This is a genomic window from Chryseobacterium sp. AG363 (assembly GCF_003610675.1).
In the GTDB taxonomy this organism is placed as follows: Bacteria; Bacteroidota; Bacteroidia; order Flavobacteriales; family Weeksellaceae; genus Chryseobacterium; species Chryseobacterium cucumeris.
This window is the reverse complement of record NZ_RAQF01000002.1, coordinates 594841-618950: the sequence shown is the minus strand read 5'-3', so window position 1 is coordinate 618950 and position 24110 is coordinate 594841. Positions and strand designations below refer to the sequence as shown.

At 36.7% G+C, this 24110-nt stretch carries 17 protein-coding genes; 9 read left to right on the top strand and 8 right to left on the bottom strand.

Features of this window, described 5'->3' with window-relative positions; all coding sequences use genetic code 11:
* Positions 1–3: 3 nt before the first annotated feature.
* Positions 4–2922, bottom strand: a complete 2919-nt coding sequence (locus DEU39_RS02765) for a SusC/RagA family TonB-linked outer membrane protein (RefSeq protein WP_120230856.1) — start codon at positions 2920–2922, stop codon at positions 4–6.
* 176 nt (positions 2923–3098) lie between these two features.
* On the opposite strand from DEU39_RS02765, the gene DEU39_RS02760 reads away from it, so the two are divergent.
* The 4 genes from DEU39_RS02760 (at position 3099) to DEU39_RS02745 (ending at position 8512) form a co-directional block, all read left to right on the top strand.
* Positions 3099–4283 (top strand): MFS transporter, encoded by a 1185-nt coding sequence (locus tag DEU39_RS02760; RefSeq protein WP_120230855.1) that lies wholly within the window; start codon positions 3099–3101, stop codon positions 4281–4283.
* A 16-nt stretch (positions 4284–4299) separates the two neighbouring features.
* A complete protein-coding gene (locus DEU39_RS02755) occupies positions 4300–5088 on the top strand; it encodes an NUDIX hydrolase (protein WP_062670299.1) in 789 nt (262 codons plus the stop codon).
* A 128-nt stretch (positions 5089–5216) separates the two neighbouring features.
* Positions 5217–6395: an acyl-CoA dehydrogenase family protein gene (locus DEU39_RS02750; protein ID WP_120230854.1), complete on the top strand. Its 1179-nt coding sequence runs from the start codon at positions 5217–5219 to the stop codon at positions 6393–6395.
* A gap of 158 nt (positions 6396–6553) precedes the next feature.
* Entirely contained in the window at positions 6554–8512 is a 1959-nt protein-coding gene (locus tag DEU39_RS02745; RefSeq protein WP_120230853.1) for a T9SS type A sorting domain-containing protein, read from the top strand.
* A 102-nt stretch (positions 8513–8614) separates the two neighbouring features.
* On the opposite strand, the gene DEU39_RS02740 is transcribed toward DEU39_RS02745, so the two are convergent.
* The 6 genes from DEU39_RS02740 to DEU39_RS02715 all read right to left on the bottom strand — a co-directional run bounded on the left by DEU39_RS02740 (position 8615) and on the right by DEU39_RS02715 (position 16904).
* On the bottom strand, positions 8615–10978 hold the full coding sequence (locus tag DEU39_RS02740) for a patatin-like phospholipase family protein (protein ID WP_120230852.1): 2364 nt from the start codon (positions 10976–10978) through the stop codon (positions 8615–8617).
* Between the two features lie 167 nt (positions 10979–11145).
* A complete protein-coding gene (locus DEU39_RS02735; RefSeq protein WP_120230851.1) occupies positions 11146–13833 on the bottom strand; it encodes a PD-(D/E)XK nuclease family protein in 2688 nt (895 codons plus the stop codon).
* The gene (locus tag DEU39_RS02730; protein ID WP_062670309.1) at positions 13830–14366 is read right to left on the bottom strand and encodes a hypothetical protein; all 537 of its coding nucleotides are present in this window, start codon (positions 14364–14366) and stop codon (positions 13830–13832) included. The genes DEU39_RS02735 and DEU39_RS02730 overlap by 4 nt, the downstream gene beginning before the upstream one ends.
* Entirely contained in the window at positions 14366–14770 is a 405-nt protein-coding gene (locus DEU39_RS02725; RefSeq protein WP_120230850.1) for a hypothetical protein, read from the bottom strand. Before DEU39_RS02725 ends, DEU39_RS02730 begins: the two co-directional genes overlap by 1 nt.
* Before the next feature lie 62 nt (positions 14771–14832).
* A complete protein-coding gene (rsmG, locus tag DEU39_RS02720; RefSeq protein WP_062670312.1) occupies positions 14833–15468 on the bottom strand; it encodes a 16S rRNA (guanine(527)-N(7))-methyltransferase RsmG in 636 nt (211 codons plus the stop codon).
* 98 nt (positions 15469–15566) lie between these two features.
* Positions 15567–16904 (bottom strand): M20/M25/M40 family metallo-hydrolase, encoded by a 1338-nt coding sequence (locus DEU39_RS02715; RefSeq protein ID WP_120230849.1) that lies wholly within the window; start codon positions 16902–16904, stop codon positions 15567–15569.
* Between the two features lie 314 nt (positions 16905–17218).
* On the opposite strand from DEU39_RS02715, the gene DEU39_RS02710 reads away from it, so the two are divergent.
* The 5 genes from DEU39_RS02710 (at position 17219) to DEU39_RS02690 (ending at position 22848) form a co-directional block, all read left to right on the top strand.
* A complete protein-coding gene (locus tag DEU39_RS02710) occupies positions 17219–18412 on the top strand; it encodes a pyridoxal phosphate-dependent aminotransferase (RefSeq protein ID WP_120230848.1) in 1194 nt (397 codons plus the stop codon).
* Positions 18413–18445: 33 nt separating this feature from the next.
* Positions 18446–21385, top strand: a complete 2940-nt coding sequence (locus tag DEU39_RS02705; RefSeq protein WP_120230847.1) for a M16 family metallopeptidase — start codon at positions 18446–18448, stop codon at positions 21383–21385.
* A 148-nt stretch (positions 21386–21533) separates the two neighbouring features.
* Positions 21534–22166: a peroxiredoxin gene (locus tag DEU39_RS02700; protein WP_002980000.1), complete on the top strand. Its 633-nt coding sequence runs from the start codon at positions 21534–21536 to the stop codon at positions 22164–22166.
* 125 nt (positions 22167–22291) lie between these two features.
* Positions 22292–22600, top strand: a complete 309-nt coding sequence (locus DEU39_RS02695; RefSeq protein ID WP_062670320.1) for a thioredoxin family protein — start codon at positions 22292–22294, stop codon at positions 22598–22600.
* Positions 22600–22848 carry a DUF6952 family protein gene (locus DEU39_RS02690; RefSeq protein WP_002980002.1) on the top strand — a complete coding sequence of 83 codons (249 nt, stop codon included), beginning with the start codon at positions 22600–22602 and terminating at the stop codon, positions 22846–22848. The genes DEU39_RS02695 and DEU39_RS02690 overlap by 1 nt, the downstream gene beginning before the upstream one ends.
* A 540-nt stretch (positions 22849–23388) precedes the next feature.
* Here DEU39_RS02690 and DEU39_RS02685 read toward each other — a convergent pair.
* Positions 23389–24078 (bottom strand): Bax inhibitor-1 family protein, encoded by a 690-nt coding sequence (locus DEU39_RS02685; RefSeq protein WP_120230846.1) that lies wholly within the window; start codon positions 24076–24078, stop codon positions 23389–23391.
* Positions 24079–24110 lie beyond the last annotated feature (32 nt).

Here is a 24110-nt window from a genome sequence, read left to right as displayed (position 1 = left end):
TTTTTAAAATTGAATGTTAGCACCAAATATGAATGTTCTGGCCTGTGGATAATATGCCCTATCTATACCATAGGAATCATTAACTGCAATTTCAGGATCATATCCTGTATATTTTGTAAAAGTGAAAAGATTCTCTCCTGTTACATAGAACCTTACTTTACTGGCACCAAAGCGTTTGGAAATTTCTACCGGCAGCGTATATCCCAGCTGAACCAGTTTAATTCTCATAAAATCTCCTTTTTGAAGATAATAGTCGGACATTTTGGTGTAATTTTCATTTTTATCATCAGCATCCAATCTTGCCACCGTATTTGAAGTGCCTGGTCCTGTCCATCGATCAAGAATTGTAGTTTGGTAATTACTGTAGAACAGATCAAGTCTTCTTAGACCCTGGAAAATCTTATTTCCGCCCTGACCTTGTAAAAACACCATCAGATCTACGTTCTTATAATTAAGGTTTAATGTTAAACCATAGGTAAACTTAGGGACAGAACTTCCCAGATAAGCATAATCATCCTGATTGATTTTACCATCGCCATTTACATCAAGTCTTTTGAAATCACCAGGCTTGGCATTAGGCTGTATCAGGCCACCACTGGCATTTCTATAGGCATCAATTTCTGCCTGTGTCTGGAAGATACCCAGATTCTGATATCCATAAAAAGCTCCATAAGGTGAACCTACCTGGAATCTTGTTACCGGTCCCATAGACTGGAAAGATGCAAAGTTTTCGTAGATTTTATCATCTTCAAGTCTTGTTACTTCATTCTTTAAATAGGAGAAGTTACCATTTACTGAAATTCCGAAATCAGACCAGGTCTTTTTATATCCCAGATTAACTTCAACTCCAGTATTGTTCATATCCCCCACATTTCTCCAAGGTCTGTCCGGAGCACCTACATATCCAGGAATATCTACCTGGCGAAGAATATCCGTTGTTTTCTTCTTAAACCAATCCACTGTCAAAGTAAAATCATTTAAGAATTTCAAATCGGCAGCAATATTCAACTGAGAAGTCTCTTCCCAGCGAAGATCCGGGTTTTCAAGAGTAGTTGGAGCGTATCCGATAATGATATTATTATCACCATAGGTATAATTGCTTCCTGATTTAAGGAAGTTGGCAAACCTGAAGTTTTCAATAGCATCATTACCTAAAACACCATATCCTCCCCTGAACTTCAAGGTATTAACGATCTTATTCTCCGGCCAGAAATTTTCGTTGGAGATATTCCATCCCAAAGAGAAAGCAGGAAAGTTCCCCCAATGTCTGTTTTTTGCAAATTTAGAAGAACCATCTCTACGGATAGTACCGGTAAACAGGTATTTATCTTCATAATCGTAAATCACTCTGGCAAAATAAGAGGCCTTATGGGTTTCAACCCCGTCATAAGCTGACGTTGAACGATTTTCCTGAGGAACATCAAAATTAAAGGACGCGTCCTCCCAGTTATTAACCGGCAGGTTGATATAGGTGGTATTATTTCCGGAACCTATATTATAAAAGTAAGCTCCCTGTCCAATTAATACACTCAAATTATGATTTCCCCATTTATTCTGATACGTTAATGTATTTTCCGTATTCCATTCAAGCTTTCTATTGCTTTCCCTTAAGAAGCTATTAAATACTGTGTTTCTTGAATTGGTATTAAGATAATATTTGGGTGTAAACTGTTCTTTTCCCCAATAAGACAGCTTTCCGTTAAGAGTAGTTTTGAAAGTAAAATGTTGTAAAAACTTTAACTCTGCAAATATATTCGCCACAAAATCATCAGACCAGTTGTATCTTCCAAGCTGAGTTTGTCTGAATGCCAATGGATTTGTCATCTCATTCTCTACAATAGTTGATACACCATACGGATTTCCGAAAGCGTCTCTAATCAGATAAGGAGAAATACCTGCATTATTATATGGGCTTGTATTCAATAAGGCAGGATCTGTAACCACTACCTGTGTTATAGGATCTAAATTGATCGCTGAACTTAAAGGACCTCCGAATTCGTCATTGGCATTAACTCCTTTCGTCTTTTGGTGGGTATAGGAGAATGTTTGTCCAATGGTAAGGAAATCAAAAACTTTATGGGTAGAATTCAGCCTTACATTCATCCTTTTGTAATTTGAAATATCCTTCAGGACAATTCCGTCCTGTTCATAATATCCAAAAGAAGAATAAAAAGTAGATCTGTCATTTCCTCCACTCAGACTGAATTCATGAGACTTTCTTTCAGCAGTATTGAAAACTACATCCTGCCAGTCTGTACCGGCTCCAAAAGATTGAGGATTAGTAAAACGCGGGGCCTTTCCAGCATTAGTCAGAGCTTCATTAATAATAGTTCCATACTGGCTGGCATTCAAAAGATCCAATTTTTTTGACGCCGATCCCACCCCGTAAAAACCATTATAGGTTAAATTCATCTTTCCCTTTCTCCCTTTCTTTGTCGTTACAAGAATAACACCTTTAGCTGCAGAAACCCCATAGATCGCTGCGGAGGCACCATCTTTCAGAATTTCCATATTTTCTATATCAGACTGGTTGAGCCATGCGATATTATCCACAACAATTCCATCCACAACCCACAAAGGATCATTACTTCCTGCACCAAAACTTGTTACACCACGAACCCTTACTGTAGCTGCAGACCCAGGTTGTCCGGAATTGGTCACCACAGAAACACCTGCCGCCCTTCCCTGAAGGACCTGTTCAGGCTTTCCTGAAGGAATATCCTCAATATCCTTCGCCCTTACACTGGAAATAGCTCCTGTTACGTTACTCTTTTTCTGGGTACCGTAACCGATGACTACCACTTCGTCTATTTTGTTTTCTTTCGCAAGTGTGTCCTTCACCTTGGTGGTCTGGGCACTGAAGTTGGCCGTAAAATAGAGGACGGCAACCACTCCTACGCTTCTTGATATTCTTACATTCATATACAGTTATTGTTTAATTCTCAAATTGAGACAATAAAAATATATTTTTTTTTAATTAATTAACATTCTATTCATAAATATTTTAATTTTTCTTTTATTTTTCAGGGTTAGAAGCCCTATCTTAGCATCAATATTTCATAAAATTTCATAAAAAATTAATAAAGTTATCTCCCAAAATGATCGTCAAGCCTTCAAAAATTTCTCTTCCGTTAAAACTTACCTTTCTCATTTTTTCAATGGTTCTAAACTGTATGGGACTGGTGATTCTGCAGTTGTCAGAAGAGAAAATCACCTATGGAGAACTGGGACTTTTAGAATCTTTTAAAGATCTACCTATTGCTTTTATTTCGCTTTTTGCAGTGAGCTTTATCAACAAGACAGGACCTAAAAAGGCATTGATCCTTGCCCTGGCCATTGTTGGATTCTGTTCCTGCCTTCTTCCTTTTGTAAAGGTTTTCTGGTTTTATAAATTGTGGTTTGCGATTATAGGAGCCTGCTTCGCTATTGGTAAAATCTGTGTTTTTGGGATTATAAGGAATAATATTTCGGATGAAAAATCCCTTGCAAAGACCATGAATAGCGTAGAAGCTTCTTTTATGATCGGGATTTTCGTTGTGAATACGGGTTTTGGATGGGTGATTTCCAGCCAGTATTCTGAATTCTGGAAGTTTGGTTTCTTGCTGATTGCTTTATTATCTGTGTTGACTATTTTTCTGCTTTCGAAGATAGAAATAGTAGAGTCAAAACCTATGGAAAGTAAAAGTATTCTCTCAGAATTATCAGGGTTTACTACCCCTGCAGTAGCTTTATTTTTAGGAGTGGTCTTTTTTATCGTCTTTGTAGAACAAGGATTCAATTCATGGCTTCCTTCTTTTTACAAAAACCATTTGAAGGTCAATTCTTTTTTTGCGCTTCAGGCCACTTCTTTTCTATCCGTCTTTTCTTATGCCGGACGAACGGTTACTGCCAATATCATCAAAAGGTTTACATTACCAAGGTATTATATTACTTGTATGACTCTTATTATCACCTTACTGATCATTATACTGGGAATACAGTATTTTGATTCCGAAGATTCGAGATTCTTACTTTTTTTATTTCCGGTTATTGGCTTGTTTCTTTCACCCCTCTACCCTGTGATCAATTCAAGAATGATTGCGCAGGTGGATAAAAATAAGATTAATCTTTTCACCTCTCTTATTGTTATTTTCTCCTCTCTTGGCAGCTCTGTAAGCTCTATTATTATGGCTGTTTTGTTTGAAAAACAATTGTTGAATTATTATCCATTATACATCTTATCTTCTGTAATTCTGCTTTTTGTGATTAGTTTTATATATTTTACTGTCACAAATAGAAAATAGTTTTATTTTTACTGCCATGAAAATTAAAGACACAAAAAGTAAAGAAACGCTACAGGAACTCATTGACACGAAAGATTTCGTAGCGCATATTTCCGTTGACTGCACCATATTCGGCTTTCATAATAACATTCTGAAAGTTTTGCTTTTAAAATATCATGATCTGGATCTATGGTCACTTCCGGGTGGTTTTGTTTTTAATGATGAAGACCTGAGAGAAGCTGCTGAAAGGGTTTTGTTTGAAAGAACACATCTTAAAGGGTTATTTCTGAAACAGTTTCACACCTTCGGAAGAATAGACCGTACAGAGAACAATGTACATCAGATTCTCCTTAAAAATAAAGGAATAACCGTTCCTGAAGATCACTGGATCTTCCAGCGTTTTATCACAGTAGGTTACTGCAGCCTTATTGATTTTTCTCTGGCTGATACTTTCCCTGACGCTTTCAATGAAAGCTGTGAATGGTTTGAAGTCAACAACCTTCCTAAAATGGCATTCGACCATGACAGAATTATTGAGACAGGTCTTGAATACCTGAGAATGAATATCAATACAGAGGTTGCAGCAAGTAACCTGCTTCCTGAAAAATTTACAATGAAAGACCTTCAGGCTCTTTATGAAACTATTTTAGGACAGAAATTCAGAAGAAATAATTTTCAGCGAAAAATTTTAAGTTTAAATATTCTGGACAGAATGGAAAAACTCTATGACGGCTCGGCCAATAAAGCTCCTTATCTGTATAAATTTAAAACTAAAGTTCATAACTCTACCAATCAGTATCCTATCTCTAATGATGAGGAGTCATAAAAATATAAATTTAACTAAAATCATAAACAAAGTAACAGTAGCCCTCTGAGAATCAATAGTAAAACAAGTTTTTAAAAAAATTTTCTAGACATCACGAAAAATGTTACTTTTAACCAAATCAAAAAATCATGTCATATTATCCTCTTACAAGCATCCCTGATTATTATGGAATTGATGCTTTACTTACTGAAGAACATAAACTCATCCGCCAATCCGTAAGAGACTGGGTTGAAAGTTTTGTAATGCCGCAGATAGATCAGGCCGCTCAAAATCATACAGATATTCCTAATCTTATGAGAGAATTGGGTAAAATCGGAGCGCTGGGACCTTATATCCCTGTTGAGTATGGCGGTTCAGGATTAGACCAGATTTCTTATGGTCTGATTATGCAGGAGCTGGAAAGAGGAGATTCTGCAGTACGTTCTGCTGCTTCGGTACAGAGTTCATTGGTGATGTTTCCTATCAACGAATTCGGCTCTGAGGAACAGAAAAAGAAATATCTTCCAAAGCTTGCTGCCGGAGAAATGATCGGATCTTTTGGATTGACAGAGCCAAACCACGGTTCTGATCCTGGTTCTATGGAAACTTATTTTAAAGATATGGGTAATCATTATCTTTTAAATGGTGCTAAAATGTGGATCACCAACTCTCCTTTATGCGACATTGCTGTAGTATGGGCAAAAAATGAGGAAGGAAAAGTACAGGGATTAATCGTGGAAAGAGGAATGGAAGGTTTTACCACTCCTGAAACTCACAATAAATGGAGCTTAAGAGCTTCCAAAACCGGAGAACTGGTATTTAACAACGTAAAAGTTCCGAAAGAAAACCTGCTTCCGGGAGTAACAGGACTGAAAGGACCTTTATCTTGTTTAAATTCTGCAAGATATGGAATTTCCTGGGGAGTAATAGGTGCTGCGATTGACTGTTACTGTACTGCAGTTCAGTATTCCAAAGAAAGAAAACAGTTTGGAAAACCAATCGGTTCTTATCAGCTTCAGCAGAAAAAATTAGCTGAATTCTTAACAGAGATTACAAAAGCTCAGTTATTATGTCTTCAGTTAGGAAATCTTAAAAATGCTCACAAAGCAACTCCTGCTCAGATCTCTATGGCTAAACGCAACAATGTACATATGGCTATTGAAATAGCCAGAGAATCCAGACAGATCCTTGGAGGTATGGGAATCATGGGTGAATTCCCAATGATGAGACATGCTGCAAATCTTGAGTCTGTAATTACTTACGAAGGAACGCATGATGTTCATTTACTGATCACCGGATTGGATATTACAGGAATCAACGCTTTCTAAAAAAGATAAAAATATAAATAGAGAGTCTGGCCAATGGTCAGACTCTTTTGTTTACTCACTTTGCAGAGATCTTATATTCAATGAATAATTATTGATATCATAAAGTTTTTGTGATTTTATTAAAATTATTACTTTAATACCACACAAAAACAAACAATATGAAAAAAATCACAACTTTTTTACTAAGTCTTACAGCTCCATTTTACTTTGCACAGCAGGCGGGTGATGTTGTAAGTGCCGAGCAGAAACTGGATTTAACACCACAAGGAGTTATCAATTTTATCGCCAATAATCTTGGTGATCAGAATGCTCCGGAATTTGCCAACTATCTGAACAGTTTCAATCTTGGACTGAAAGGTTACAAAATTACCTATTACACCAAAAATGAAAACAATGTTCTTGTAAAAGCTACAGGACTATTGATGTACCCTAACGTACCTTTCAAACTCTCAACAGTAGTATCCGATCACGGAACAACAGACAGCAGAAATAATGTTCCGTCTAATTTCAAAGGGGCTTTAACAGCAGGATTTGTTGTTGAATTATCCTATGTACTCAACGGATATATTTTGATGGCGCCCGACTACGTAGGGATGGGAACTGGAGATGGTACTCACCCTTATGTAGATTATGCCACAGAAGCGGGTGCTACCATAGATTTTATAACCGCAGCGAATAAAGTACTGGCACAACTCAATATTAAACGTTATGACGAATATTTCTTAGCCGGATATTCTCAGGGCGCCCATGCTGCGATGTCTACATTAAAAAGATTAAGCATTTCAAATCCCAATAATATAAAATTCAAATATGCCTACATGGGTGACGGGCCGTATGATTTCTCAGGAGTAACTTTAAATAAGGGAGTCCTTGAAAAAGATATTTATCCGTTCACCTCATTCCTGGCGAATGTACTTCATACCTGTAACAATACAGGTTATAAAACCTATAATAATGACATTTCAGAAGTTATTTCTGCAGAATACCTCGATAAATACAACTATCATGTTGTTCAGGATAACGGCGGACTTTTGTGGGGGCCTGTTATATGGAGAAAGCTCTTTACCACCAGTTTCGTCAATGATGTTACCAACAATCCCAATAACAAGCTAAGGCTATGTATGAAACCTAAGGATGTATACGACTGGTATAATAAAACGCCCATGACATTGGGGCATTCAACTGTCGATCTAGCGATTCCGCCTGAAAATACTTCTAAAACTATTGATGTTCAGCGTGGCTATTATCCATGGTGGGATCTTAATAAGTATAAACTGGATTCTTTTTACTGGGGACCACTGGGACATGTGGGAGGAATTCTTCCTTTTACACTAGCTTCCAATGCGAAATTCAATACCCTGAGAAGCGGCGGCCTTCTTAATGAATGGGCGATTGCAGGATCAATTTTCGGTAAACAATCAGCAGAGAAAACATCTGAAAAACCTTCCCTTCTGTCTTCACAGATCAAACCGGATCTGGGCAATATGCAACTGGTAGAAATTACAGATTTCAATAAAGAAAAAGCCCAGAGCAGGACAGCCAGCAACCAAAATTTATCAACTTTAAAAGATGGAGTTTATTTATTGAAAGTATCAGAAAACAATGAAAATAAAATAATTCCATACATCAAAAACACACCTCAGGAAGTTACCGAAAACGAAATTGTACAATCTGTGAATGCATCCCTTTTGCAATTAAAAGTAGATCAGGAGGAACTTACTGCTGTACATATTTTTGATGAAAATAAAACCATGATCAAAAGTATTTCCCAAAAACAGTATCGGGAAACCGGAGGAATCAATATTCATGATCTGGAAAGCAAAAACTATACGTTTGAAGTTGTTACTCCTTACTACAATCTTCAGTTCAGTAAAGCGGTGGGAGGAACAATATCATCAGAAAATAACACTGATATCTATACGCAGAGACAACAAATTGTAGCTAAATCCGGCAATGATATTAAAAACATCAGCGTTTATAACATTTCCGGCGCTCTGATTATTCAGCAGGAAGTAAACAAACCGTTGTTTGAATCCCGAAATCTTGAACCGGGTGTATATCTAGTACAAATCACCCTTTCTAATGGAAAAACCATTAATAAGAAAGTAAAACTGTAAAAACAATCACTCTTCATATCTCATTTCAAGTTAATTTTGGCACTTCAGCAATGAAGTGCTTTTTGCTTCGATCATTTAAAAGCATTATAAAGGAGTATATCCTTAAAACTTAAATCCGACACTAAAATAGATCCTTGAAAAATCAAGCTGACTGTTTCTGGAAATATTCATGCTGATAGGACCGATAAGGGATTCGTAGCCCAGGTTCAATCCGTACCCAAACATATCAAAACTGTCATTAAAAGGAGAAAACTCTTCACTCACCTTTCCATAGCTGAATGAAGGAGTAAGATAGAGTTTTTTCATAATTCTGTACTGGAATGACACAGCAGCCTTAGCCACAGAAGTCATCGGAAGTTCTTTTTGACGAAGCCCGTTGAATTCAGGGCTTAGCAGATCATAATTATATTCACTCCCACCCAGGTTATACTTTTGATTCAAAAACAAATACGGAACTTTATCTTCTTTCTTGGAACCGAAACTCGTTCCTAGAAACACATTCGCTTTTACTGTCAGTCTTCTTGTGATGGGATAGAAAAAGTTCTCATTCAATGTAAATGAAACAAGGTTTTTAGGTTCAGAATAGTAAGATTCTTTCGGGTTAAGGATCAGATACAGGAGGGGCTGCACAGTGTTCAGATCATAAAGCTCATACCGATCTCCGTAATAAAATCTCGTACTCACCTGCAGATGATTCCCTTTTGTAGTGAAATATCTTTTATTGAGATTATTCTGTTCAAATTTCAGGAAAGTATTGAAATTGCTGTGATTATAGAGCTTTTTACTGTAATTATCTACTTTCGACTGATCCACCTTATCCAGTAAACTGTACATTCTTTCCGTACTGAATTCCGTTCCCAGAGATAGATAAGCATTAGGATTGATGTTATAATTCAGTGCAATTTTTCCGGTTATATTACGGTACATATGGTTAGGAAAACGGTCACCGCCATCTTCACTGATATCATACAGTCTGAAGTTCAGATCATTACTTTTCAGGTGAACCATCTTGGCTTCCAGATCCAACCATAAACGTTCTCCACTATCCAGGAACTGCTGGTAAGCAAGTTTAGCTTTGAAACGTTCCGAAATATCCACTGTTGCCAGAAATCTTGATCGGTTGAGAAGAATATTTCTGTATGTATAATTGACAATAATTCCTACGGACTGTTCCGTATCATAGTGCAGCGCGAGTTTAAATACCCCTTTTTTCGCTCTTTTCACAAATACATTCATCACAAGACCATCATTTACATTCGTGTAGGTATAGTACACTTTAACGTACTGGCGCATTCCAAATACACGGTCTATGGCTTCATTAACCGTTTTTGCATCGTAATACTTCCCTTCCGTAAGTCCCATCTGCTTTTTCAGTACTTCAATTTCAGCCGCATCTGTAATGGGTGTTCCGTCTTCTTCGTTAAAAGTAAATTTAGTGGTAGGCAGTTTCACTTCTTCAATCATCGTATGTTCATACGTAATTCCGGCTTTTCGCTGAGCTTCTGCCAGAGCTACAAACTCAGGAAGATGTTTTCTCGCTTCAGTCTCTCCTATTTTTATGATCCTTCTGAATTTGGCAAAATCTTTCGTTGTAATTTCTCCCAGTGGATCTACAAAGTCGACCAGAATATCTGATAATTCTTTCTGATGTTTAAAATCTTCTACAGAGCGGATGGCATGAGTCTGATAGATCATCTTCATCGGATTTTCAATCTCTTTTTTCGTAAAAAGTCTGAATCCGGTGTAGCCTCCGATCACAAAACCGGCACCCATCTCACGAACTTCATTGGCCGGATAATTACGATCCAGACCGCCATCAACCAAAAGCTTTCCATCAATATAAACAGGAGCAAAGGCGGCAGGAATAGCCAGCGTAGATCGAATAGCCAGTGGTAATGATCCTTCTTTCTGCATCACCAGACCTCCGTTTTCAATATCGGAAGATGTAAGCTGCACAGGAATCCTCAGTTTACTGAAATCGTTGATATGCTTTGCGTTGAAAGTAAGCGTATTAAGAACTTCTCCCATGTACTGCCCTTCAATATAAGAACTTGGAAGTGTGGGAAATCCTTTGACTACCGGAAATTCAAGGATATACTTATCATATTCGTCTTTTTCACTGATATTGACTTTATTGTAAGGAATTTTATTACTCAGAATCCTGTTCCAGTCCATTTTATAGATCGTATGCTTAAGCTGGTCTGCATTATATCCCATTGCATACAATCCACCCAGAATTCCTCCCATACTGGTTCCTGTGATATAATCGACTTTGATTCCCAATGAATCGATCATTTTTAAAATCCCGATATGGGCAAATCCTTTTGCACCGCCGCCACTGAGCGCAAGGCCAAACTTAGTATCTTTGGTTACATTCTGAAGCGCAATATTCAGGGAATCATTCTTTTGCTGAGATTTGATAATGAGAGAAAAAGCAATGGCTAAAAATATCAGGATCTTTTTCATTGGTACTGCTTAATGTATCTGATTTAAACTTTATAAGTTTTTAATAAGTAGTAAAGATACACAAAAAGTTACCTGCTTTATCACAACATTTCGTGAAGTAAACGATTCTAAGCCAGCTTATTTATTAAGAATAAACAGAGAGAAAAAATATACTAAGACTAAAATTTTTAATATGTTTTTATCGTTTCCACGAAATTGATATCCGGATTCAGGATTTCCAGGATAAGGCTTTTTACAGATTTCATGGCATCATCAATATTTCCTTTATCAAACTGCAGGGCAACCATTCCCTTTTTAGCATCTGCAAAACTCCAGATTCCGGTTTCAATCGGGAAACCCCAAAACTCAGGAAGGTGCTGTACTACGTAATGGTAAATACAAAGCTGAAGGGCCTGTTTCCTGTCGCTGTTATGGAAATATTCATCTACGTTATCCTGATCAATCTTTACAGTAAGATTTTTAGTCCTGGCGGTTTTATAATCAATAATTCTCAGAGTACCGTTCAGTTTATCAATCCTGTCAATGAATCCGAAGAAAGAAATTTTATCATTTCCATCAAGAGGAAAATCGATGTTTTCAAACCTTCTTTCGATATCAATAATCTCCAGTTTATTACCTTGCTTTATGAGTTCAAGATCATGATTCAGCACATTTTCAATGACCTTTTTAGCAATGGCCTTATGGATATAATTCATCCCTTTTTCATAAAATTCCGGCTGGTGCTTCAATTTTTCAATAGCAATATTTATATATTCATCTACTGCTTTAACTGAATTCTTTAAATCACTTTCTTTTAAAACCTTACCCTTTAACACCTCATACACTTCTTGAAGTGAATAATGAACCAGATTTCCGTAATTTTTTATCGATAGTTCTTCTTCAATTTCATCCGTTTCCGAAGTATTTAAAATCTTGGAAAGGTAGAAATCAATCGGATTGTAAAGATAACTCGTCAGGTGGGAAGCAGATACTTTTTCCTTCCATTTTTGAAGACGTTCCTGTACAATTTGTGTCTTGGAAATTTCTATCGGTTTGGTGGCAATAGGTTCAGAGGAATTTTCAATAATGAGATGTTCGATCTCATGAGAACTTTCCATTTCGATCTGTGTAATGAAACGGCTCTTCTCTCCGGTATTGATTCCGGAACTTAAAGCATTGTATAGTAAATGTACATTCTTCGCATCCTGAATCAGTCTGTAAAAGTGATAGGCATAAATGCTGTCATTTTCAAGAAAAGTATGAAGATCGAAGAACCTTCGGATATCAAAAGGAATATAGGTATTCTGAGAGTTTCCAAGGGGAAGTTTTCCTTCGTTGACGGAAAGCAGAATAACGTTTTCAAAGTTCAGGAGACGCGTTTCCAGTAATCCCATGATCTGAAGTCCTCTCAGAGGTTCTCCCTGAAAATCGATACTTTCAGAATTGATATGCTGGTTGATCAGGATTTCCAGTGTTTCCATTTTGATCTCAATATTGTAAGGAGTCAGCTGGTTTTTGATGATTCTGAATGCATTTTCAAAGTGAGAGACATTTTCATACTGAATATCGTCTATTTCAAGCCATTTTACCTGCTGGCAGAACTCAATAAGCATATCCAGATAACCGTTGGTTCCTGTTGCTTTTTGAAGAAGTCCATAATAAGACAGCCCGCTTAGCAGTTCATGTAAAAGTTTCCTGGAAATATAAACAATATTCCGTTCTTCTACTTTGGCTTTAAAATCATTGATAATCTGTTCATCTTCTACAGATTTTGGCAGTTCCTCCAAAATGGGGAAAACATCTCTGTAATAATAAGACAGTTTATTTTTTTCCAATTGTTTCTGCAGATAGAAAAGACGTTTCACGGCATTGGAGAAAGATAAGTTTTTCAACGGGAATCCCATTGTAATATTCAAATTATCAACACCATGCATTACATCAAGACTGGCCGGAAGAAGATTTTCATCCAGTAGTACTACTGCTGTATTGGAGTAGGTTTTATTATTGATCTCTTTAAAGATTTCAGGCAATACTTTGGTCTGGGTTACATTCCCGGACACTTCGTATACCTTAATTTTTTTAGGTTGGTTAAAATCGTCTTCTATCCACTGAAAAGATCTGTTATCATCAAATTCTTTCCAGGTTTTATGATTTCTCAGAAATTTTCCTGCTTCCTGTCTCTCGTCATCGAAATAATAACGGTCAGCCTGAAAGAAACACTGCGCTTTATTCCATTGCAAAAGGCTTCTTACAAGCTTTTCTTCTACCGGAGTAAAGGCATTGAAGCCGCAAAAAACAAATTCTTCTTTGGTATTTTTTGCAAAGTCGGCAATCCTGGCTTTAGCCGCCTCATGAATCATTCCGGAAGTAGCCCAGTTTCTCTCCTGTAGTCTCTCCTTTAAAACAGGGAGAAAAACGTTCATATTCTGCCAGAAATTAAGAAACTTCTTTCTTGGGACATCATCATCCTCTCCAAGATCCTGAGCCCATTCTTTAATCCTTTCCTCATCAAACATATACTGCAGAACTGCCTGATCGCTATCTGAGAATTTGAGAATATCATCCCAATCCTTCTGTAAGGTGGGAAACCATTTCAGAAAATCGGAAAAATCATCTCTGGGGATAAGATTCAGGCTTCGGTACACATCAAAAGAGAAAAGCCACAACGGAATCCCCTGAATAGTCTGATGATCTGCTATTTTATTGATGAGTTCCTCAATCGTAAAAAAATTGGGAAGAAACCCTGAATAGTTATTTTCCTCCAGAATTTGTCTGATAAACACAATGGGACGTTTTCCGGGCAGAATGATATTAAACGCAGAAAGGTCAGTGTTTTGTGCCAGCAGTTCGTGGATGATCTTATTGAGGAATTTCAAAGGGTTTTATAGCTTTTTAAGTTATCTAGTTGTTCAGAAATCAACTGATTATATTCGGTTTGTTTTTCTTTATCAATTCCATGACGGGTTTCGCCGTCATAGGACATCTGGAAGTTTTTATAATCAATAGCGATTCCGTCATAAATGGCTTTGAAATATTTATTATAATCTCCAGAATTTTTAATTTTTTCAGCAACAGCCTTTCTGAATTTTCTCACAAATAATTCTGCAATATCAAAATGCTTTTGCTCATGAAGAAGAATATAATCATCCATTCTTTTGACATCTTTCCAGGATTTATCCTCATGAAAAAGGGTTTTGATGGTAATCGTAACCGGAGCCTTCGGATCAGAAGATTTTTCAGAATAAAACTCCCAGCCACAATGGGTATATGCTGCTACATCAGGATTCTTTTTCTTGCTAACCGGGCTTTTAAAGTTATCCCATGTTAATTTTTTACCTTCTTCCCAGATAATTTTCTGTCCGGTTACAGCTTGCGCTGCTAATAAACATAGTACAAAAGTCAATCTCATTATTCCACTACAATTGTTTTTGTGATCCAGTTATTTCCTCCATTCCAGAATTTAAAAGTATAATTACCTTTTCTTTGAGGACTGAAATTGATTTGATTCGCTCCAACGTAATTCCCTTGTGTACAAGGTCCGTTGGTAATATATTTATAGGAAGTAACCGTTCTTTCCAGATTGGTATTGTAAACATAATCATATCCATAAAAACCCTCACAATGAGATGGATAAGTGGAATATGTTTTGATGCTCTGTATTGCAAAAACATCCATGGTATCATTGACAATTTTTACGCTGTCTATTTTAATTTTACCAATAGATTCAATCGTTTGATAATTATCATCATCACACGAAACCAGAAGCACGCCTAAAACGAATACTGAAAATCCAATATTTAAAAGTTTTTTCATAACCTTTACTTTTCTGATTATTAACAAATGTTAGCAAAAATTATTCCTTATTCACATCAAAATCAGGAATTAAAATTACCTTTTGATACATAAACTACTTTTTTAGTATCAAAAAATTCTTCATCAAAATAGTGTTTAAGATTGAAAATTTCACATTTAAGTCCGGCAAGCTCTTCAGCAAGATCACCGCCTTTCAAATATAAAATTCCGTTATGTTTAGGGTTAAACTGTTCTTTTTCAAATTTCCCCTTCAGCCATCTTAAAAATTCCGGCATCTGGGTTACTGCTCTGCTGACTACAAAATGGAATTTTTCTTTCAGCTTCTCTGCTCTTCCATGAATAGCGGTAACATTAGTTAATCCAACTCCGTCTGCCACAGCCTGTACTACACTGATTTTCTTCCCAATAGAATCAATCAGGGTAAATTCTACTTCAGGAAAAAGGATCGCCAGAGGAATCCCCGGAAAACCACCTCCGGTTCCGATATCCAAAACTTTGGTTCCCGGTGCAAATTCCATCACTTTTGCAATTCCCAACGAGTGCAGAATGTGCTTTTCATATAGGGATTCCATATCTTTTCTGGAAATTACATTGATCTTTTCATTCCATTCATTGTACAGATTTTCCAGTTTTGAGAACTGTTCTTTCTGTTTTTCAGTAAGATCCGGGAAATATTTTAATAGTAACGATGCAGACATGTGAATTATTATAAACCGCAAAAATAAGTTTTATTTCTCTTGTATTCAAATCTACTTTTCCTGATCCTGCTGCAAACTCAGCTTTTCAGCAAAATTCATCACTTTGCAATTCCTGGTATAACAGGAACACTCAGGTTTCCTGACGAGCTCACGCTCTGTACCGCAAAAATATAATTGTCTTTCGAAAGTGGAATCTTCATAGAAAGTTCAGTGGTGAATATTTTTTTCTGCCATACCGGACTGTGTGTTTCTCTTGCCAGCACATAATATCCTGTGGGGATTCCAAATTTTGGTTTTTCCCAATGTAAAGTTGTTGAATTTGTCAGCTCTTTCACATCCATTTCAACTTTCTCCGGTTTCGAGGTAGACTTTGCAAGGCTTGCCAATACGGCAACATTGGCTGCGACATTCTTTTTCAGATATTTAAAATCTATAAACTCTGGAAGATCACCATACTGCTTATTGTTTTCAATTCTTATGTCCTGATGCTGATGATCGTAGTTTTCGTAATATTCCGTCAGTCTTACAGAAGGAAATCCGTTATTCACAAAGCTGGTATGATCTCCTCCACGCAAAAATCTGTCATTTCTATAGATCAGCTTAATCTCCAATCCTTTCACATATTGTTCTGTAATTTCTTTGATATAACGAGCCAGCTGTCTGGATTCACTATCATTTTCAAAGCCCATATTTCTGATTGCCATTGCTTTTTTATCCAGATCTTTGTAAGGCAGACCTTCGCTGAATACACGAAGGATACGGGTGTTGATCTCTCCTGTTTCTCCTGCTTTGGGATTACCGATCATATCATTATTCAAAACAGCTTCCAGTTGCCCATTTTCTCTTTTAATTTTCTCAGCTAATTGCTTTGAACCTAATAAAGATTGTTCTTCTCCCGAAAAAGCCACAAAAAGGATAGATGCCGGAAATGAAGATTTGCTCAGTATTCTTGCGGATTCTATCACAGCACTTACTCCACTGCCGTCATCATTGGCACCAGGCGCTTTGGAAGTTCTGTTCATCACATCAGTAACTCTTGAGTCAAGATGTCCTCCGATCAGGAAAATTCTTTTGTCATTCGGATCTGTTCCTTTCAGAAAAGCAACAGCATTTCCAAGGTTTACTATTTTATCAATTCGCTTTCCATCCGGCTGAATATCTTCCTGCTGTAGATACACCTCCATTCTTCCATCTGAATTTTTAGCATAATCATTGAATTTCCTGATCACCCAGTTCCTTGCCGCACCTATTCCACGCTTTGGGTCATCTGTTGAACTTAAGGTATGCCGGGTTCCAAAGCTTACCAACTTTCCAATATATGATTTTAATGAATCTTCATTCACCTGCGAGACATATTTTTTCACTTCATCATCTTTTGAATATCTCTGCGAGAAAACACTACAGGAAATCAGTAATAAAAAAACGGAATATTTCATAGGACAGATCTTAGGTTGTTAAAGATACAAAACCCTACGCTGCAAAATCATTCCTTATGAGAATTTATTTTAATCTCTTTCAATAGGACTAGTACCCAGTTTTAGCATTTTCCCACTTTGAATATCTTCTTCCTGGAATTAAGTTTTTTTACTAAAATTAAGATTAAAATCAGTCTCACACATCAAAAGAAAAGATTTTTATAACCTAACAGAAGATTTGACTAAAACCTGACAAAAATCTTTAAAGTACCCTTACTTTTATTACCTCCACAACACGTTTTTATTATATATTTGTTAAAATTCAAAAAAATACAATGGATAAACTTTCAGATAGAGTAAAAAGATTAGGATACTCCCAGACATTTGTCATGTCAAACAAAGCCAGAGAAATGAAAGCCAGCGGAATAGATGTGATCAGTTTAACTCTTGGTGAGCCGGATTTCGATGTTCCGGACAATATCAAACAGGCAGCATTCGATGCCATCAATCAAAATTACAGCCACTATTCTCCTGTTCCGGGATTTCTGGAATTGCGTGAGGCTATTGCATATAAATTAAAAAGAGATAATAATCTGGAATACAAACCTACCCAGATTTGTGTTTCCAATGGAGCTAAGCAGGCTATTATCAATGTTTTGGCTGCTATCATCAATGATGGTGATGAAGTTCTGCTTCCTGCACCTTACTGGGTAAGCTATGATGAAATGGTAAAAATGATGGGCGGAAATTCCGTAATGCTTCCTACATCTTATGTTACCGATTTCAAAGTGACTGCAGAACAACTTGAAGAAGCTATCACAGAGAAAACCAAAGCTGTACTTTTCAGTTCGCCATGTAATCCGTCAGGTGGATATTACACTTATGACGAATTAAAATCGATTGCCAAAGTAATTGCCAAATATCCTCAGATAACGATAATTTCTGACGAGATTTACGAATATATCAATTATGAAACGAATACCACTTCAATTGCTCAGTTTCCGGAAGTATATGAACAGACAGCTGTAATCAATGGGATGTCAAAAGCATTTGCTATGACCGGATGGAGAATCGGGTATTCTGCATGTCCGGAATGGCTGGCAAAAGCTTGTGAAAAAGTACAGGGACAGATGACCAGCGGTGCTAATACGGTAGCACAAAGAGCTTCTATTGTTGCGCTGAAAGCAGATCCTTCCGAATACAGATACATGATTGACGCTTTCAAAAAAAGAAGAGATCTTGTCTATGAACTGATCAAAGAAATCCCGGGATTCAAAGTGGTTCTTCCAAAGGCTGCCTTCTATTTCTTCCCGGATATTTCGTACTATATTGGAAAAACCCTTGATGGAACAGAAATTAAAAACTCGGACGACTTTGCCATGTTCCTTCTGGAAAATGCACATGTTGGATGTGTAGGCGGATTCTCTTTCGGAAGTCCTGAATGTATCAGATTCTCTTATGCTGCTTCTGAGGAGGAATTAAGAGAGGCTATGAAACGTATTAAAAACTTATTGGAAAAATTCAATTAACAAATTAATAACCCAAAATAAAACACGACAGCAATGAATCTGTTAAAAAAACTAACCATCGCTACAAGTATTGCCGCTGCAAGTTTCGCAGGATATGCTTTTGGCCAGGATTTCCAATGGAAAGAAGCGACTTCCAATGGCTACAAGTACAAATACGTGACCAACGACCCTACTTCTGCAAGGTATTACACTTTGAAAAATGGTTTAACGGTTATTTTGAGTCCTACCAATAAAGATCCGAGAATACAAACGTATATTGCAACAAAAGCCGGAAGCAAAACTGATCCTGCAGACCACACAGGTCTTGCTCATTATCTTGAGCATATGCTTTTCAAAGGGACAAATCAGTTTGGATCTAAAGACTGGGCAAAAGAAAAACCTCTTTTAGATCAGATTGACGCTCTTTACGAAAAGTACAACCAGACCAAGGATGAAGCCAAAAGAAAAGAAATCTACAAAGAAATTGACAGGGTTTCCGGAGAGGCTGCAAAATTTGCAATCGCAAATGAATACGATAAAATGATGGCTGGTATGGGAGCTGACGGCACCAATGCCTTCACTTCTTTTGAACAAACGGTGTACACGGAAGATGTACCTGCGAATGTTCTTGACAAATTCCTTGCTGTACAGGCAGAAAGATTCAGAGAACCGGTTCTAAGACTTTTCCATACTGAGCTTGAAGCAGTATATGAAGAGAAAAACAGATCTCTTGATGATGACGGAGATAAAGTTTTTGATACGATGTTTGCCAACCTTTTCCCTAACAACAATTACGGAAAGCAAACCACCATCGGAACCATTGAACACCTGAAAAACCCTTCTCTGCATGCGATCAGAGAATATTATAACAATTATTATGTCCCTAATAACATGGGAATCATCATGTCCGGAGATTTTAATCCGGATGAGGTGATTGCAAAAATTGACAAGGCTTTCTCTTATATGAAGCCTAAAGCAATCCCTGAATATAAAGTTGGACAGGAAAAACCGATCACTGCTCCGATTGTAAAAGAAGTGGTAGGACCGAATCCTGAAAACGTAATGCTTGGTTTCAGATTTCCTGGAGCTTCTACCAAAGATGCCAGAATGCTGAATCTTGTTGGAAACATGCTTACTAATGGACAAGCAGGATTGATCGATCTTGATCTGGTAAAAAAACAGAAACTACTGGGAGCTTATGCCGGAGCCTATGCTTTGAAAGATTATTCCGTTTTACTTTTACAGGGAAAACCTACTGAAGGACAGTCTCTGGATGAAGTAAAGAATCTTCTTCTTCAGGAAATTGATAAACTGAGAAAGGGCGAGTTTTCTGACGACCTTATCCAGTCTATCGTCAACAACGAGAAGAAAGGTATTATTCAGAAGGATGAAAAATATTCTTCAAGAGCCAGCATCCTGATGGATGAATTCACTTCTGAGGTTGATCACAAAGCATCGCTTGAGTATGTTGATGAGATTTCAAAACTGACGAAAAAAGATATCATGGATTTTGTGTCCAAATATCTTCAGAACAATAACTACGTTGCTGTTTACAAAAGAAAAGGTGAAGACAAGAGTATTGTAAAAGTTGACAAACCAACCATTACACCGGTTTCCGTTAACAGAGAAGACCAGTCTCCTTTCCTTAAGAAGATTGATGAAATGCCTGAAAACCCTATCGCTCCGGTATGGTTGAATTATGACAAAGACATCGCTAAAAACAAATTAGCTGATGTAGAGGTACTTTCTGTAAAAAATACTGATAATGCTTTATTCAGAATGTATTATCACTTTGATTCAGGAAAATGGAACAACAAAATCCTTCCATTAGCCGCGGAATATCTTCAGTATTTAGGAACGAAAGACAAGTCTTCTGAAGTCATCAGTAAAGAATTCTACAAACTTGCCTCAAGCTTCAATGTGAGTGCAGGAAACGAGGAAACTTACGTATCACTGGAAGGTTTAAATGAAAACTTTGATAAAACCATTTCTTTATTTGAAGATTTAATCAAAAACTGTCAGGCAGACCAGGCTGCTCTTGATGCTTACAAAGTTAGGTTGAAGAAAGCCAGAGCGAACGCAAAACAGAATAAAGGAGTAATTATGGCCGGATTAAGAAGCTATGCACAATACGGACCTCAAAACCCTTTCAACAATGTATTAAGCGATGCTGAACTTGATGCATTAAAAGCAGAAGACTTAATTAATGTTCTTCATGATCTGTTCAATTTCAAGCACAAAGTACTGTATTACGGTCCAAAATCAGGAAATGATGTGGTAGCAGCTTTGAAACCTGTCCACAAACTTCCTGCCACCCTGAAAGATCTTCCTAAGTCTAAAACTTTTGCGCAGATCCCGACAGACAAGAACAAAGTATTGTTTGCTCATTATGATATGGTACAGGCAGAAGTATTCTGGGTAAGAAATTCTGACCCATACAATGCATCCACTACTCCAACGGTAAGCTTATTCAACAACTATTTCGGAGGCGGAATGGGATCTATTGTATTCCAGACGATCAGAGAATCAAAAGCTCTTGCTTATTCTACCTATTCTTATTTTGCACTTCCAAGTAAGAAGACAGACAAAGATATGGTGATGGCGTATGTAGGAACGCAGGCAGACAAATTCAATGAGTCTACAACGGCTATGAATGAGCTTCTGACTACCCTTCCAAAGTCTGAGCAGTTATTCGAAACAGCGAAAAGTGGATTGAAAAAATCAATCGCTTCTGAAAGAATTACTCAGGATGGAATCATCTTCTCTTATCTGAAATCTCAAAAGCTTGGAAACAACTTTGATATGAGAAAAAATGTTTACGAACAGGCACCCAAACTGTCTTTCACAGACATCAACTCATTCCATGATAAGGAAATGAAAAATAAGAACTACACCTACTGCCTTGTCGCTTCCCAAGACAAAGTGAATGAGGCCGATATGCAGAAATTAGGCGAAGTAAAAAAACTTAATTTAACTGAAATATTTGGTTATTAAAATAAACAAAAAGCCCTGATATCAGGGCTTTTTTATTTAACAACACGCCAAAAACAATTATAGATTTTATTTATCAACTTTAGTTTGTTCGATAGATGAATCTTTCATATATTTGCATTAGAAATTTAAATATAAAAACAGAAAAATTATGTCTTTAGTAGGAAAAAAATTCCCAAACTTAACAATTGACGCAATGTCTGAAATGGGTGACGATTTAAGAATCAACATCCTTGATGAAGCAGTAAACAACCAGCAAAAAGTTCTTTTATTCTGGTATCCTAAAGATTTCACTTTCGTATGCCCTACTGAACTTCACGCTTTCCAGGAGGCGTTAGGTGAATTCGAAAAAAGAAACACTAAAGTAATCGGTGCATCTTGTGATACTAACGAAGTACACTTCGCTTGGTTGAACACACCAAAAGATAACGGAGGAATTGAAGGAGTAACTTACCCACTTTTAGCTGATACTCACAGACAATTGGCTAACACTTTGGGAATTGTTGATCAGGACTTCGAATATGATGAAGATGGAAATGAAGTTTTCACAGGTTCTAACGTAACTTACAGAGCAACTTACCTTATCGACGAAACCGGAAAAATTTTCCACGAAGCGGTAAACGATATGCCTTTGGGAAGAAACGTAAAAGAATTCTTAAGATTAATCGACGCTTACACTCACGTACAGAAACATGGCGAAGTATGCCCTGCAAACTGGGAAGAAGGAAAAGAAGCTATGAAAGCTGACAGAACTTCTACAGCAGAATACTTAGCAAAAAATTAATATCTTAATTTAAATATAACAATGTAACAATCTAACAGTATAACAATTTGAAAAGTCATTTCTTGAATTGTTAGATTGGTCAATTTTTTAGATTGTTACATTGTTTATTTTTTAAAAATAAACTTATGTACACAGAATTAACCGAAGATACATTACAGAATATAGTTAACGAAAACGAAAAAGTAGTGGTTCAATATGGCGCAACATGGTGCGGAAACTGCAGAATCATGAAGCCGAAATTCAAAAAATTAGCATCTGAAAATGACTCTATTCCATTTTTATATGTAGATGCTGAAAAGCTTCCTGAAAGCAGAAAATTAGCAAAAGTAGACAACTTACCTACTTTCGCCATCTTTAAAAACGGAGAACTGGTGAACCAGGTTCAGTCTAACCAGGCAGAAAGTTTAATTAATCTTTTTAATGAATTAGCATAATGAAATTGCCCGTAATCAGACAGTTTTATCAGAATCAGACTCCTGAAAACCTTGAAAAAACATTAGAAGTACTGGAAAGTTTCTGCGAGTTCAGAGGAACAAGTGAAGAAGATCTGAATGTTGCAGGAGAATTGATTACCAACATCTGCGGAGCGCTGGAAGTTCACGCTAATGTACAAAACGGAATGAGCGAGAAAGATGCTTTAAACTCGTTTGCTCAGAAGGTTTTAGGATCAATTGACAAATAACTTCTTTCGATTATTTTTAATCTAAAGACTGTAAAAACACAAACTATACAATACCTGAGGTTCTCCTCATTACTATACTTTTTTCTATTCTTTAGAATCTTTTTTTCAACTGTAAAATGTACTTCAGAGGACTTTAACCGGTCACATGAGGCTGAAAGTTGCATCAATATTGTAAAGAATAACCAATTAAAATCCCGGTGATATTTTTCATCAGGATTTTTTGGGTTTTGGTTTAAAACACGAATAACACGAGCGGTTTCACAAATAACACAAATAAATATACGCAAGCATCCGTGTTAATCTGTGGCATCTGTGGGCAAAAATATATTTAAATATTATTATAAGTTTCGGCTGAAGCCGTTGGAAAAGATTTATTTAAAGTAAAACGGGCTAAAGCTCATTCCTATTGATATTATTAAATTGTGTTTATTCGTGAAAACATTGGTGAACTTTGTGTTTAAATTTTGTGTTTAAATAAAAAAAGAAATCCCGATGAAAAATCACCGGGACTATATTTTTAAAGCTAGGACAACTTATCAATTAGTTTCTTCTGCTCATCAGAATGCTTAGGATATACCAGAATAAAAGCATAATCGAAGCAAAAAGCTGCAATGCTGCACCTACATACTGATTCGTTCCATAGGAATCTTTTAATTTGCTTGTCTGATATAGAATGGTAGCTGACGCTAAAATCACCATTCCAACAGAGAACCACAACCCAAGGTTAAATCCGAAGATCATCCCTCCTACAATTAATCCAATGGAAATAAATCCACCGATTACAATGATATTTCTTAGGAAAGAAAAATCTCTTTTAGAAGTGAATGCTACTGCAGAAATACCCGCAAACATCGCAATTGTTAAAGTAGCAGCCTGAAAGATTACATTTGAACCGCCTGTCATATTGGTTGCAATAAAAAGCAGAGGCAAAAAGATAATTGCTTCCAATAAAATATAAAATCCTAATCCCAGATACTGAGTAGATCTACTTTGTGAAAGGGACCATTTGGAAGCCAAAACAGAAGCCAACCAGAAAACTCCGATAATCAGCAACCAGATATATCTCTGACTTAACATCATGGCAATCAATTCTACCGGAACAGTTTTTAATAATATCGTTTCAACTCCAATAAATGCAAGAATCGATAAAGCAACATGCAAATACGTCTTCTTGTAAAAATTCGCCTTCTCCACGTCCGAAGAATGAGCGACTAAAACATCTGTCATCATAGTTAATATTTTTTTTGTTAATCGAAAATAAA